15 protein-coding genes are annotated in these 14,710 nt (G+C 44.3%); 8 read left to right on the plus strand and 7 right to left on the minus strand.

The features are described from left to right. The first annotated feature begins 71 nt into the window (after nucleotides 1–71). From FC15_RS03910 to FC15_RS03935, 7 genes are all read left to right on the plus strand, one after another. A complete protein-coding gene (locus tag FC15_RS03910; RefSeq protein WP_057824164.1) occupies nucleotides 72–1,271 on the plus strand; it encodes an aminotransferase-like domain-containing protein in 1,200 nt (399 codons plus the stop codon). A 429-nt stretch (nucleotides 1,272–1,700) separates the two neighbouring features. After that, on the plus strand, nucleotides 1,701–1,937 hold the full coding sequence (gene nrdH, locus FC15_RS03915; RefSeq protein ID WP_057824166.1) for a glutaredoxin-like protein NrdH: 237 nt from the start codon (nucleotides 1,701–1,703) through the stop codon (nucleotides 1,935–1,937). Between the two features lie 2 nt (nucleotides 1,938–1,939). Continuing rightward, complete coding sequence (gene nrdI, locus FC15_RS03920) at nucleotides 1,940–2,326, plus strand: class Ib ribonucleoside-diphosphate reductase assembly flavoprotein NrdI (RefSeq protein WP_057824344.1); 387 nt, start codon at nucleotides 1,940–1,942, stop codon at nucleotides 2,324–2,326. Then, entirely contained in the window at nucleotides 2,298–4,463 is a 2,166-nt protein-coding gene (nrdE, locus tag FC15_RS03925) for a class 1b ribonucleoside-diphosphate reductase subunit alpha (protein WP_057824168.1), read from the plus strand. The genes nrdI and nrdE overlap by 29 nt, the downstream gene beginning before the upstream one ends. A 72-nt stretch (nucleotides 4,464–4,535) precedes the next feature. After that, nucleotides 4,536–5,501: a class 1b ribonucleoside-diphosphate reductase subunit beta gene (gene nrdF, locus FC15_RS03930; RefSeq protein ID WP_057824170.1), complete on the plus strand. Its 966-nt coding sequence runs from the start codon at nucleotides 4,536–4,538 to the stop codon at nucleotides 5,499–5,501. A 174-nt stretch (nucleotides 5,502–5,675) separates the two neighbouring features. Next, complete coding sequence (locus tag FC15_RS09420) at nucleotides 5,676–5,849, plus strand: isoaspartyl peptidase/L-asparaginase (RefSeq protein ID WP_244944537.1); 174 nt, start codon at nucleotides 5,676–5,678, stop codon at nucleotides 5,847–5,849. Next, on the plus strand, nucleotides 5,846–6,553 hold the full coding sequence (locus FC15_RS03935) for an isoaspartyl peptidase/L-asparaginase (protein ID WP_057824172.1): 708 nt from the start codon (nucleotides 5,846–5,848) through the stop codon (nucleotides 6,551–6,553). Before FC15_RS09420 ends, FC15_RS03935 begins: the two co-directional genes overlap by 4 nt. Before the next feature lie 458 nt (nucleotides 6,554–7,011). Here the strand turns inward: FC15_RS03935 and FC15_RS03940 are convergent, their stop codons facing one another. The 7 genes from FC15_RS03940 to FC15_RS03970 all read right to left on the minus strand — a co-directional run bounded on the left by FC15_RS03940 (nucleotide 7,012) and on the right by FC15_RS03970 (nucleotide 11,839). After that, nucleotides 7,012–7,800 (minus strand): putative ABC transporter permease, encoded by a 789-nt coding sequence (locus FC15_RS03940; protein ID WP_057824174.1) that lies wholly within the window; start codon nucleotides 7,798–7,800, stop codon nucleotides 7,012–7,014. Further along, nucleotides 7,797–8,474 (minus strand): hypothetical protein, encoded by a 678-nt coding sequence (locus tag FC15_RS03945; protein ID WP_057824175.1) that lies wholly within the window; start codon nucleotides 8,472–8,474, stop codon nucleotides 7,797–7,799. Before FC15_RS03945 ends, FC15_RS03940 begins: the two co-directional genes overlap by 4 nt. Nucleotides 8,475–8,630: 156 nt before the next feature. Then, complete coding sequence (locus tag FC15_RS03950; protein WP_057824176.1) at nucleotides 8,631–9,116, minus strand: hypothetical protein; 486 nt, start codon at nucleotides 9,114–9,116, stop codon at nucleotides 8,631–8,633. Nucleotides 9,117–9,150: 34 nt separating this feature from the next. Next, a complete protein-coding gene (locus FC15_RS03955) occupies nucleotides 9,151–9,789 on the minus strand; it encodes an ATP-binding cassette domain-containing protein (protein WP_162258399.1) in 639 nt (212 codons plus the stop codon). Nucleotides 9,790–9,797: 8 nt separating this feature from the next. Further along, on the minus strand, nucleotides 9,798–10,466 hold the full coding sequence (locus tag FC15_RS03960) for a hypothetical protein (RefSeq protein WP_057824180.1): 669 nt from the start codon (nucleotides 10,464–10,466) through the stop codon (nucleotides 9,798–9,800). Next, nucleotides 10,424–11,005 (minus strand): hypothetical protein, encoded by a 582-nt coding sequence (locus tag FC15_RS03965; RefSeq protein ID WP_057824182.1) that lies wholly within the window; start codon nucleotides 11,003–11,005, stop codon nucleotides 10,424–10,426. Before FC15_RS03965 ends, FC15_RS03960 begins: the two co-directional genes overlap by 43 nt. Nucleotides 11,006–11,044: 39 nt before the next feature. Next, nucleotides 11,045–11,839 (minus strand): hypothetical protein, encoded by a 795-nt coding sequence (locus FC15_RS03970; RefSeq protein ID WP_057824184.1) that lies wholly within the window; start codon nucleotides 11,837–11,839, stop codon nucleotides 11,045–11,047. Nucleotides 11,840–12,078: 239 nt separating this feature from the next. On the opposite strand from FC15_RS03970, the gene FC15_RS03975 reads away from it, so the two are divergent. Then, a complete protein-coding gene (locus FC15_RS03975; RefSeq protein WP_057824186.1) occupies nucleotides 12,079–14,457 on the plus strand; it encodes a helicase C-terminal domain-containing protein in 2,379 nt (792 codons plus the stop codon). Nucleotides 14,458–14,710 lie beyond the last annotated feature (253 nt).

The raw sequence follows: 14,710 nt of genomic DNA on the forward strand, positions 1-14,710 counted from the left end.
ATAAGTTGAATTGTACTATTGGTCAAACTCAGTTTATCATATAAGTGAGCTAAAAAGAACGGAGGATGATCATGGATCAATTGACATTAGCAACACGTACACAACTGACTAGTCAAACCGGCCTCGAAGATTTGATTCCGGATCTTACTGGCGACACGATCTCATTCGCAGGTGGTCTGCCCGATCCAGCGCAGTTCCCCAAACAGGCGATCAGTGACAGTTTTCAGCGCGTCCTCGCTAATAACGGACTCGACGCGTTACAGTATCATAACGCCAAAGGTTACTTACCTTTGCGGGAACAACTCGCGGCACGTCTTGCCCGAGAGAACACTCACATTGACGCAAACGAGATTATTCTCACACAAGGCGCTCAACAAGGACTCGACTTAACGGCTAAGTTATTGCTCAACAAAGGCGATCATATCGTTGTTGAAGCACCTACCTATGTTGGTGCGCTAGCAGCTTTTGCCGCCTATGAACCCCGGTATCATGAAATCCCATTAGAAAATGACGGCCTTGATTTAACGCTTTTGAATAAAGTCTTATTAACTCAAAAAATCAAGTTGATCTACACCATACCAAACTTTCAAAATCCAACTGGCATTGTCATGTCACTCGCAAAGCGTCAACAATTAATTGAACTTGCCAACCGTTATGACGTCATTATCCTAGAAGACGATCCCTATCATGATTTAAGATTCGCAGGTGAAAGTCTCCCCTCATTAAAAGCACTAGATACAGAAGGACGCGTCATTTCACTAGGTAGTTTTTCAAAAGTACTCGCGCCTGGTCTTCGAATTGGCTGGTTAGTAGCGGCACCCGCATTGTTACGACAAATTCGCTATCTAAAAGATGGCGCCGACTTAGAATCGCCAACGCTGCCTCAACAGGTCATTAGTGATTACTTGATTCATAACGACTTTGACGCCCACCTCGATAGCTTGCGCAAAAACTACCTGGTTAAACGTAACTGGATGCTTGACGCATTGAGAAAGAATCTCCCTGCTGGATTTACCTATACACAACCAGAGGGCGGCTTCTTCCTCTGGTTAACTGGGCCGAAGTCGCTTAATTTTGAACGATTGCTTCGTGAAGAGGTCGCGCCGAAAGAACATTTGCTCTACGTCCCATCGACCCACCTTTATGCCAGTAACCAAGTTTTGAATAGTGCCAGATTGAGCTATGCCACTTATGACCAAGCCACGATTGAGCTCGGCATCCAAAAGTTAAGCCGCGCGCTAACAGCAGAAGCTTTAAGGCTGAACGCCTAATTGGTGTTTGTTAAGGTCTGTTGCCACCCAATTTTTCAGTATTGCACGAAAAGTCGCGCCGTGAAATCTGTCCACTATTTTTTGAAAACCAGATCAAAAGCAATCTCAATTTTCCAAACTTTTAAATAAAAAAATTTCGTCCATATTCTAATCTTCAAAGAAACGCCGACAGTCTTTCATTGTCGACGTTTTTTTCGTCAGTGAGTTTAAAAAATGAAAATCATGAAAGGTTGTCAGATGGGCAATACCATTTATAGTGTGTTACTTATTTATCAAGCACTAGATATTGTGTTTTGTCATCGACCAACTTATAATCAAGTTACGATCTCAAACTGTTGACGTCTTCAGTACGTCGGTAAACGTTCGTCAGATCAAAGCTATTTCAATGAATTTTTAGACATGCTTTATTAAAATATTGGAGGCTTTCTCATGGATGCTAAAAAAGTTGTTTTATATACTCGCGATGGTTGTATGCAATGCAAGATGACCAAACGCTTCTTGCAAGAGCATCACGTGGATTATCAAGAAGTTAATATTAATCAAAGCCCAGAATCCGCAAACTACTTGCGCGAAAAAGGGTTTCGTAGTGTTCCCATCGTCTTTCGTCAAGACGATCAACCCATTATCGGTTTTCAACCCCAAGCTTTGAAAGGATTGGTCGGTTAATGATGCAAATCGCCTTCTATTCAATCACCGGTCAAACCCGCCGTTTTATCGAGAAAACAGGGTTGCCGGCTTACGAAATTACCGATGCCGACCCTTATCACGAAATGGGTGCCCCCTTTGTTTTAGTGATTCCAACTTATGATGATGAAATGATGGACCCCGTGATCGATTTCCTCGGTTACCAGTCCAATCACCGCGAATTAGTTGGAGTTGCTGGTGGCGGCAATCGTAATTTCAACGATCTTTACATCCATAACGCTAAAGACATTGCAGAAGGTTTACACGTTCCTGTTGTTTTCGACTTTGAGTTCAACGGAACCTCGGCAGATGTCACAAAATTTAAAAAGGTGGTGCAAGAACTTGGGCTTAAAGCAACTCAACATCAATGAAGTCACCTACTTCAAACTCAACAATGAGCTCAATCGACCGGTTAATGGTCAAATTCCGCTGAATAAAGATCACGAGGCGCTAACTGCGTTTATTCACGAGAACGTCGAACCAAATACGAAATCTTTCGCTAATATCAACGAAAAAATTGATTGGTTAATCTCAGAAGACTACCTCGAACCCGAATTCATTCAAAATTATCGTCCCGAATTTATCGATAGCCTTTATCAAACACTGCTCAATCAAAACTTCACCTTCAAATCATTCATGGCAGCCTACAAGTTTTACAATCAGTACGCGTTGAAAACCAACGACGGTGAACTTTATCTTGAGAATTTTGAAGCGCGTGTTCTCTTTAATGCGCTCTACTATGCAGATGGCAATGAAGCATTAGCCAGCAGGTTGGCAGACGAAATGATTCACCAGCGTTATCAACCTGCAACGCCGAGTTTCCTCAATGCTGGGCGCAAGCGTCGTGGCGAATTTGTTTCTTGTTTCCTGATTCAAATTACGGACGACATGAACAGTATTGGTCGAGGCATTAATAGCGCACTCCAGCTTTCCCGTATTGGCGGTGGCGTCGGTATTACACTTTCCAACTTGCGTGAAGCCGGCGCACCTATCAAGGGCATTAAAGGGGCATCGAGCGGCGTTTTGCCCGTCATGAAGTTGCTCGAGGATAGTTTTTCTTATAGCAATCAATTAGGACAACGTCAAGGTGCTGGTGCCGTCTACCTAAACGTCTTCCATCCAGATATCATCAATTTCCTATCTGCAAAAAAGGAAAACGCGGACGAAAAGATTCGTGTCAAGACGCTTTCGCTTGGTGTGATCGTGCCGGATAAATACTACGAACTGGTCCGTGAAAACAAGCCAATGTATCTGTTCAGTCCTTATGATGTTGAACGCGAATACGGCACACCATTCTCCTACATCGATATCACTCAAGAATATGATTGCTTGGTGGCTAATCCAAAAATTCGCCATTATCAGATTCAAGCGCGTGATCTCGAGAACGAAATCAGTAAATTACAACAAGAATCAGGCTATCCTTACATTCTCAACATCGATACCGTTAATCGTGAGAATCCAATTGATGGCAAAATTATCATGAGTAATCTCTGTTCTGAAATTCAGCAAGTCCAAGTCCCTTCAGTCATCAACGAACGCCAAGAGTATGAGCAACTCGGCACCGATGTCAGTTGTAATCTTGGTTCCACCAATATTCTCAATTTAATGGCGAGTCCAGACTTTGGCCGTTCCGTTCGTGCAATGACGCGTGCTCTGACCTTTATTTCAGATCATTCCGACATTGAAGCCGTCCCATCAATTGCGCACGGGAACCGACTCAGTCATTCGATTGGTCTTGGTGCGATGGGTCTGCATACCTTCCTTGCTAAGCACCAGATTGAATACGGCTCACCAGACTCACTCGAATTTACGAGCGTTTACTTCATGTTATTGAATTACTGGACCCTCGTCGAGAGCAACCAGATTGCCAAGGAACGGCACGAAAGTTTCGCCAATTTTGAAAAATCCGACTACGCAAATGGTCGTTATTTCGATAAATACCTCACGCATACTTATCAACCTCAATCTGCGAAGGTTCAAGACTTATTCAAAGATATCTTCGTTCCAGGTCCTGAAGACTGGGCACAACTCAAAGCTGCCGTTCAGAAGGACGGCCTTTACAATCAAAACCGTCTGGCTGTCGCGCCAACTGGTTCAATTTCGTACATCAATGACACAAGTGCTAGCCTGCATCCAATTACGCGTTTGATCGAAGAGCGAACTGAGAAGAAGAACGGCAAGCTGTACTTCCCTGCGCCCCTGCTCGATAACCAAACGCTACCATTCTACAAATCCGCTTATGACACCGATATGCGTAAAGTTGTCGATGTTTACGCCGCTGCCCAGCAACATATTGATCAAGGCATGAGCATGACCTTCTTCCTACGTTCAACGATGCCAGAAGGATTGTACGAATGGAAAAACGAACCCGAACAAACGACCCGCGATTTAAGCATCCTTCGTAATTATGCTTACTATCAAGGAATCAAGTCGATTTATTATGTTCGGACATTTACAGACAACTCGCAAGAAATCGGTAGTAACGATTGCGAAAGCTGTATTATTTAGGTGAGTCATCTTTTTAATCACGATTCAATCGTTGATCAAAAGATGATCTGATCATTCATAAAGGAGTGCAACATGGTTAAAACTTACTACAAAGCAATCAACTGGAATGCCATTGAAGACGCCATTGATAAGGCAACTTGGGAAAAGCTAACTGAACAATTCTGGCTGGACACACGAATCCCACTTTCTAATGACCTCGATGATTGGCGGACCTTAAGTGCCCCCGAGAAAAAAGTCGTCGATCATGTTTTTGGTGGGCTGACGCTGCTAGATACCCTGCAATCACAAGATGGCATTGATCAGTTGCGGAAAGATATTCGCACCCCGCAAGAAATGGCCGTCTTCAACAATATTCAGTTCATGGAATCTGTTCACGCAAAGAGCTACTCGTCGATTTTTAGTACCCTTTGCTCTGCCGATGAGATTGATGAAATCTTCGACTGGACGAATCACAACGAATTCTTACAGAAGAAAGCCGAGAAGGTCAACGAAATTTACCAAAACGGTACGCCTTTAGAGAAAAAAGTGGCCAGCGTCTTTCTGGAAACCTTCTTGTTCTACTCAGGTTTCTACACGCCACTGTATTACCTGGGTAACAATAAGTTGGCCAACGTGGCCGAAATTATCAAGTTGATCATCCGCGATGAATCCGTTCATGGCACCTATATTGGCTACAAGTTCCAACTTGGCTTTAAAGAGCTCTCAGAGGACGAACAGGCGACCTTTACGGATTGGATGTATAACTTACTGTATGACCTCTACGACAACGAGGAACGCTATACAGAGGGCCTTTACGATGAAGTTGGCTGGACAGACGAAGTCAAAACTTTCTTGCGCTATAACGCCAATAAAGCGCTGATGAATCTCGGTCAAAATCCGCTCTTCCCAGATACTGCGGACGATGTTAATCCAATCGTAATGAACGGTCTCTCAACTGGAACCGCGAACCACGACTTCTTCTCGCAGGTTGGGAATGGTTATCTGTTAGGTCACGTTGCGGCAATGAATGATCAAGATTACGACATTGGTAGAAAATAACCAACAAAAAAACTGCAGGATGTCATGACATCCTACAATTTTTTTGGATATCATGACGTATGACGACTAGAAATATTGTAAAATAAAGACACACAAATCGTTGACGTCCTCGCCTCTGTCAGCGATAAACTGCTAAAACGAGGTTATAACTATGACATACGCAATGATTGGCAAATGGTATTAGATGGCGTCACACAAGGATTAGAACAGCTCGCTACTGGAAGAAAGAGTGGCGATGCAGTCGAGCTAGGGATTCAAGCCGTTGAGAATGAACCCCACTTTAAATCAGTTGGTTTTGGCGGTTTGCCAACGCCGAAGGTGAAGTTGAAACCGACGCTGCTTACATGAACGGCAGCACTTTTGCCGTCGGTGCGGTTGCTGGGCTCAAGGGTTATGCGAACCCCATCAGTATTGCCCGTCGGTTGAGCCATGAACGCTTCAATAACTTTCTCGTCGGCAATGGTGCCAGTCAATTCGCCAGCGAACAGCACTTCACAGCCAAAAACATGTTAACGGCGGAATCAAAACAAGTTTGGGAAGCACGAGTCGCTGAAGTTAAAGCAAAGCATCTAAGCCCCTATGCTGGTCACGATAAGGTCAGCATGATTGCACTGGATCATCAACAACAAATGACCGTCGGTACCTCAACCTCAGGACTTTTCATGAAACATCCCGGGCGTTCCGGGGACTCACCACTTCCTGGGGCTGGCTATTACGCCGACAGTCTGATTGGCGCAGCCACTGCAACCGGACTCGGCGAAGATCTCATGAAGCGACCACTCAGCTACGAAATCGTACGTTTAATGGGAACCGGCCTATCTCCACAAGCCGCTTGTGACCAAGCCGTCTACCCATTCATCAAAGATTTACGCCAAAGATTTGGCAAAGCAGGTGAATTATCCTACATCGCAATGAACAACGAAGGAGAATGGGGCATTGCCACCAATGTCGAGTTCACGTTCGCAGTAGGAGACGAAAACCACCCAGCAAAAGCCTACATCGCCTACCCAAATGAAAACAAAACAAAAGCAACATACAAAGTAATAGAATAGAGCGTGGAACAAGGCGTTCTGTCATTGAGCATTAACGTTAAATCCATTATGATTCGACTAGAATCATAACGGATTTGTTGTTAAGCGGAAATGACTGCCTTGTGCAACGCGTTTAGAGCGTGGACTCAAGCGGGTAGCTTCTGAGCATTAGCCTAGGTGAACGTAAGAGCTGCGTAGCAGAGCGTCGTTCAACGTAGCTAAGCGCAGGAAGCTGCTTGAGGTAACGCGTTTAGAGCGTGGACTTCCACGAGTTGAATTTGAGGATTAACATGATTAAAGCCCGAATCTCGCACCTAAGATTCGAGCCTTAATTGTGTTAACCGCAGAATTCAGTGGAAGGTAACGCGTTTAGAGCGTGGAACCAGGCGTTCTGTCATTGAGCATTAACGATAATATCCCTCAAGGGCGGTTGATCAGCCGCCCTGAGGGATATTTTTGACTTATTAGCGAAACCTAAATTACTTTTTCCGTTTGCTGTCTGCTTTTAAGGCAGTCACTAATTCTTTGATTTCATCAACTCGCGCAGTTACATTTTTCACGCGCATATTGGGAAAACTATCCAATAAACGTCGTTGACCATAACTCAAATTGGAAAGATGAGCAGCAATCTTAGGATTATCGTGCAACCGTTGTTCCCAATTTTCCTGAAGGGTGTGTTTAACTTGGTCGGCTTCAGTGACTAAAAATCCCTTGCGCTCTTCAATTGCGAGGTTCAACTTCTCCATACGCTGACGGAACGACTGCAAGTTGGCTAAGGTGAAGCCGAGATCAAAGGACATCATTGCGATGAGTACCACGGGTAAAAGGAGGCCGAATCTTGCACCGATGACATCGACCCATCGCAAGACTTGTGGTTGCACAAACTTGACGATCACAACGCAACAGATGCCCCAGAAAATTGAAACTGGCAATGCAACACGGCCTTGGATATTGAGCGGAACCTGCTCATAATTCCACCATTTCGTGTGAAATAAACGCTCAAGAAGCGATCCAGTCAGATATTCCAGGATGGTTACCACAATTGTTGCCGAAATAAAAAGCAACCACCAAGTCTGTTGCCACGGCCGCAACAAATAGAGTACCGACAGCACAGCAAAGCCATAGATTGGCGTAATTGGACCGACTAAAAATCCGGTGTCCACAAATTTATGCCGTTTGAAAGCAGCCAGCAAGGTTTCCCAGAGCCAACCTAGAAACGCATAAGCAAAGAATTGTAGGCTTACTTCAATGAACGTTTGAGGATTCATCTACTTCTCCGTTTTAGAAGTGGCTTTTTTGCCGTTGCTTTCTTCTTTGTCGTGCTGGTTTTCGTCGTCTTTTTCGACGTTGTTGTTTTCTTAGAGGTGGCTTTTTCAGCAGTCGCCGTTTTCGTGGTGCGCTTCTTTGCCGTCGACTTCTTCGCTGTTGTTTTCTTTTTAGTTGCCGTTTTTTTCGTTGTTGCCTCCGTTACAGCAGCTGCTGGTTGCAGTGCGGGCGGATTCTTGTAATGATCTTCAACAACCGCCCACTTCTCGGATAACATCGTGGCTAATCTCTCAGCGGAAAATTCTGCGTCGCTATCTGCGAAATAGTCGATGTGTAGTTTGGAAACATTAATGAACTCGGAACGCGTCACCAAATAAACTTTTAAGGTGACCGGTGCTGTTTCATCTGTGAAAAATTGATTGGCTTTTTTTGCATCCACCATTGGTAAATTGATTGGACTCATTTCTAAGCTAAAAGTAACCGCGGGTGCAGCGACAACTTCGTAGCTGGAAAAACCTATTCTGCCTTCATCCAATAATTCTTGCAACGACTGAATCAGGGCGGTTGCTAACTGTGCAACGCTAGTGGGTTCTGCGGTGTAGTTGCCAGAAACAACTCGGCGTTCAGGTTCGTTGTCTTTCAAATAAGCTTGATACTGCTCGACTGATATTTCCATATTCAGACTCCTCGTATTATTCTGAGTCAATCATAACATAGACCCACAAATAAATCGGTCAAAAAAGCGAGTACACAAAAAAATTGACGATTATTGTAACACTCACATCTATAGCGTTCACCGGTTAACCAATGGCTGAAAGCTTAATATGAACGGTTAATACAATTCATACTTCTCATAACGCCGTTTTGTTGGCAGATAGGCAGCGTAAACGAGTTTGAGATTTTTCGGAGTCATGCCGTTAATTTCTGCAGTCAATTCGACGCGGTTATTCCCATTCTTGAGTGCTATTTCTGGCTGCCGATTCACACGAATCTTATAAAATTGATCGATTTCACTATTCGCCGTATCAATCAAGAACCAATTTTGCGGACGCAGCTTACTGTCTTGTTGTGCATTGACTGTTAAGGTATAAGTTATCGTTTGGCGCTTTAAATTAAGCTGCTGCTTATTCAGCGTTGCCGTAAACTGGCCTTTAATTTCGAAATGATGTCCTGAAACATCAACAACTTTTAGGTCATCATACGCCGATCTACGCCCATGTCCGCTGATTCCAAAAATAATCAAGCCAACAATAATTATTCCTAGCATAAGACTGACTATCTGGGCGATATGTTGCTTCAGAAACGTGCCGTTCATCATTAGGAAAGTCCTCCCCTGTGTGCGCTAAGTCATGTCATTCCTCGCTAGCAGTCACTTCTCCCGCGCTCACTTCCAAGATTCGGTCAGTCACATCATTTAAGAATGTCTCATCATGACTCGTGATAATCAACGTCTTGTGTTGCCCCCACAGCTCAGAAAATAGTTCCCGCAAAAACAGTTGCCCTTTTTTATCTATGCCATTCGTGGGTTCGTCAAAAATCATCGTCGGCTCATTGTTGATCAGCGCTGCAGCTAAACTGACGCGTTGCTTCATCCCCAGTGAGAAAAACTTGATTGGGCGTCGATCATCTGGATTCAGTTCGACACGAATCAGTGCCTCTCGAATCACTTGGCGATTGAGTTCATGATCTGTTGTCAGCACGATGAGTTCAAGATTCTTAGTCGCAGAAAAATTAGGCAACAACGCCTCCTCACCCAGCGAGAATCCAATCGCTGTCGCAAACAGCGTCTTTGCACGATTAGGGACGCCATTTACCAAAACCTCGCCACTTGAAGGACGCACAAAACCTAGAATAGTTTTCAAAATAATTGTTTTGCCGGAACCATTTGGACCGTTCAATCCTAATGATTCGCCATCTTTGATCTCAAGCGAAACGTGACGTAATATTTCACGGTGGGATAGCGTTTTTGAAACATCTTTTAATTCAATCATTTCACACCTCATAATGTGTAATCGATCCGGTTAAACGCCCAACGAACAAGTACGAGCAGTCCGCCTAAAATCAAGCACAATTCAAACAGCCCCACCCAAACGTCAGGAACTGAAAATCGTGCGATCATCGTTAAGTTTAAGAAGGAAATATCACCCGAAAAAACATTAAATACACTCAAAATCAAACCGACCAAAATAACCATAGTCGGCTTGAACAGGACAGCTAATAAACTATAGATACTATTTATGAACAAAAGATGGAGGCCAAAGTAGCTCCAAAACAGTGCATGATTGAGAAAGATAAAGCTCGCTAATCCATAGCTGATCCAAATCAGCAGGCTAAAGCTGCCGACAATGAGTAAATTGTCGAGTAAGTAATGATTTAGTGAGACTCTCGGAGATAAGATGATATCATGACGAAACAAGCGTCTTGACGATTCACCCATAATCAGCAATGGCATGATCAGCTGAATCAACCAATAATATGGAACACTCTTTGGTAGCGCCGTGATCGAAATCCCGTAGAAAACGGAACGACCGCCCGCAATGACCATCAGCAAAATGGGAACGATCAGCAGTAAAAGACGAAACTTAGGTCGACCGTAAAATAGGCACGCGTTTCGCTTGAGCACCATCAAATTTTTCGGATTAAAAAATCCTTCTGATTGAGACACCATTCACCCACCACCTCAACGATTAAAAAGCACAATATTGCAGTCAGAACGTTGATAAATAAAGCAACCATATTAATCCGGTCTAGTATGACACGATCACTCAACATGAAGAGCCCATAACTCCAATGTTGCCCAAAATACAAAATATCGCTGATGGCCAAACCCGCAAACAGTGTCAGAATCAGTTTAAGACGACTCGTCATCAAATTCTTAAGCGTGATCACAGCAAAGATGAACACGAAGATATGCAAGTCATAGACAATCACCGCCAATAACCCCATCAAATTGGGAATCAGTTGTAAAGGCTTATCAAAAATCAAGGCGTAAAAAATAACCAAGATCACCGCAATGCCTTCGACAAGCCAATACAGCAAATTAATTAGCAACGCTTCATCAACGAGTGTCTGCATCAACTGATGAGTTGTTTTCAATCGATAAATCACGACACTTGGTAAAATAGGGATCATCACTAGCACAATGCCCGCCAGAATTGGGATAAACCAATAGAAAAGTGAGAAAGCTGCTAACAATGATTTACTCAACAGCTTTAACCCACCATCATCGTCGACTGCCAGCGGTGCTCAAATCTGTGTTTTAGCCTTTGCAATAGATGTGATGCCTCCGATCATCGCTATCAACGAGACGATAAAGCCAATCACCACAACACGAAATTCTGGTAAAAAGTTGGGACTCATCGGCGCGATGACCGCGTCTGGCGAAACGATGACTTTTGGGAACACTTCTGCAGCAACTGTCAAAATTAAAGTGACAATTAATGGACCAGCTAAGTCTAGATAAACATTCTGAAACACAGCGCCAAACAAACATCCCATCAAGGCAAACAGGCCTGCTCCACAACCGACAATCAGAATATAAACGATCATTAATTGAAGTGGCCGATGAAAGGCTAACGCTGAGAAAAAGGTGACTTTTGGATTGATCAAGCTTCGGTTCAAGACAAGGTCTGCGGCGAGATTAGGGAAATATAGAACGGCAAAAAAGGCATCAATAGCTAACGGCAACGCACCCGTCATGAAACCATCAAGAAAGGTTAACGTAAGCAACCGTGGCAGATAATGAATGCGGGTATTTCCCAATACCCGCAAACTAAAACCACTCGTTAAATCTTCGAGCAGAATCAGACCAACCCCCAATGAAGCAGTCAACGGCAGAATTAAGAAGAAAGCCAAAGCAAATTGTTGTGAGCCATTAAACCCAATCCATTCACTCAAGCTAATGTGATCAACCCGTACGCCATTCAGAAAAGCCGTATCAGGCACCATCACCAATAACACGTGAAGAAGAACAAGCGCCACACCAATTGCCAACCTGGTAAGATAGTACGACTGGCGTAATCTCTGCCACCAAAACTTCATGATTGACCTCCACTAACTTGCTTATCTAATCGTCAAATTAAAACGACCACTAAATTAAAATAGCATCGTTTAAAGCGCTTTCTATTCGCAAGCATGTTCTTTTATTTACGCATTTGCAAATCTAGTCACTTTTAATCAACGACAAGCCAGCAGTCCATTGATTGGTTTCCCTTACTCACTAACTTTACGCTATAATAAGAACATCTGTTTCTATTTTGTTGGCGATTGGAGGGGTATTGATGACTAAACCACAGCGATTGGGAATCCGTGAATTGATCGAGTTTACGCTGAAATCCGGCGACCTCATCTCCGATGCTAGCAGCAATCATACCGCTCTAGAAGGTGCGCGCATTCATCGACGTCTTCAGAAAAAAGCCGGGCCAGATTATCAGAAGGAGATTTACCTTTGCTATGAAACCAAACTCGACGATCAGGATTTCAAAATTGAGGGACGTGCAGATGGTGTCATTATCGATCCAGATACGCACGAGATTCTCGTTGACGAGATCAAAACTTCGGAACCGGATTTTGCAGATTTGACCAAGGATGCCTTGACGCGTTACTGGGGTCAAGCCAAGTTTTATGCGTGGTTGCTTGCAGAACGGGAATCAGTTGATCAGGTAACCGTGCAACTGACCTATTTCCAAACCACCACCGAACTGGTCACACAGAAGCAAGAAGTCCATACTCACGAAGACTTAACGACATTTGCACAGGGCGTGCTCAAAGAATATGAATATTGGCTTCACCTTCGCTCACAATGGCAGCTCCAACGTAATGCCGCTGCGAAGAAACTCGCCTTTCCCTATTCCGACTTTCGTGCCGGTCAGCGCCAATTTTCCGCGATTGTTTATAAGACCATTGCTGCTCAAAAAATACTTTTGACTGAGGCACCAACCGGTACTGGCAAGACAATTGCCACGCTTTTCCCAGCAATCAAGGCCTTTGCCGAACAAGATGTTCAACGCATCTTCTATCTGACAGCGAAGACCAGTACCCGCACGGTGGCAGAATCCGCGCTAACAGACCTAGCCAACGAGGGGGCACGTCTGAAGCGCGTCACTATCACCGCCAAGGACAAAATCGCATTTCCCGTCCCAGAAGGTTATCCTGCCGGTCATTCACCTTACACAGACGGCTATTATGATCGCAACAAGGATGCGCTGAAAGACCTCTTTGCGCACGAAGACCAATGGGACAGAACGACAATTGAAACTTACGCGAAAAAATGGACAATTGATCCCTTCGAATTCAGTCTGGATGCCAGTTTGTTCGCGGATGTGATTATCGGCGATTACAATTATTTATTTGATCCACAAGTTTACCTTCAACGCTTTTTTGCAAACCCTAAGCCTGGAAATGTCTTTCTGATCGATGAAGCGCACAACCTTGTTAGCCGCTCGCGAGCAATGTATAGCGCTGATTTAGTCGAAACACCTATGAAACAAATCGAACGCGATATCCGCGGTCAAAAGTCACAAGTGGTTGCCGATTTGCACAAAGCACTGAAACCAATCGAAAATAGTTTCAAAATTTTACCAGACATGTTGCCCGAACCCGTTCAGGAAACTTCAGTCATTGACGAACCCGACGAAGATTTTATCGCTGGTTTTTATCTCGGTTTGGAAGCTTTAGGAACCTGGATGGCAAAAAACGAAGAACATCCCGTTTATGAAAAAGTTAGGGACTATTTTTTCACGCTCAACAGCTTTTTGAAAATCTACGAGTTATATGGGGATAATTATCGAACCATTATTCGACTCGCACCGACTGCAAGCTTGACGCTACAGTGTCTGGATCCAAGCCAGTTTCTCCAAGATTGTCTGCATAAGGGTGATGCCGCAGTGCTGTTCTCTGCCACCCTCACACCACTCGATTATTACCGTGAGACACTAACTGCCGCTGATGAAAACGCGCTCGTTTATCGAATGACCTCACCGTTTCCACCACAGAATCAATGTTTGATCATCACCAATTACATCCAGACTACCTACGCACAACGCACAGCTAATTTACCCAGGATTCTTCAGGCCCTTCAAAGTCTAGTTGATGCCAAGAAAGGCAACTACCTGGTTTTTCTCCCCTCTTACAGCTACCTGACTGAAATTGTGGATGCCTTCATTCAAAAAAATCCAACGTTACAGATTATTCGTCAAGAAAGCTCTGATACAGAAGCGACGCGCCAAGATTTCCTCGACCATTTTCAAACCAACCCACAAGAAACACTGGTTGGTTTCGCCGTGCTAGGTGGCGCCTTTGCGGAAGGTATTGACTTACGACGTGATCGACTGATTGGGGTTGCAATCATTAGTGTTGGACTGCCAGGCTTGAGTTTAGAGCACGACCTGTTACGCGACTATTATCAATTGAAGAATCATCAAGGATTCGCCTACGCCTATCAACTCCCCGGCTTCAATAACGTCATGCAGGCAGGTGGCCGTGTAATTAGGGGCAACGAGGATCGCGGGGTGATTCTGCTGATCGATCAGCGATTTGCGAGTGCTAGATATCAGAGATTGTTCCCGCCACATTGGCAGCAGCAACATCAAGTTAAGAATGTCGATCAGTTGAAAGAGGCACTGCTTGGATTTTGGGAACGTCCCAAAGAAAAAAGTTAGCTTCTGGATCGTTAGTTAGGTTGTCAGATTCGTCAGTCCATTATGTATCTGTCAGGTCTTTAGACCCGTCAGTCCACTGCGTAGAAAGTTGTTGCCTTCGCTATGGGGCCGGCTTCAGGTTTATTCGGCTCGTGCTTCGCACTCGGCGAAGAAATCTTCCGCCTTAAACATTAGCCTTCGCAAACGTGTGCCACACGCTACGCGAAGTCTAATGTTTGTCCCATGTTGTAAAATCCGCATGGCCCACGCGGAT

The organism is Lapidilactobacillus concavus DSM 17758 (genome assembly GCF_001435835.1).
In the GTDB taxonomy this organism is placed as follows: domain Bacteria; phylum Bacillota; class Bacilli; order Lactobacillales; family Lactobacillaceae; genus Lapidilactobacillus; species Lapidilactobacillus concavus.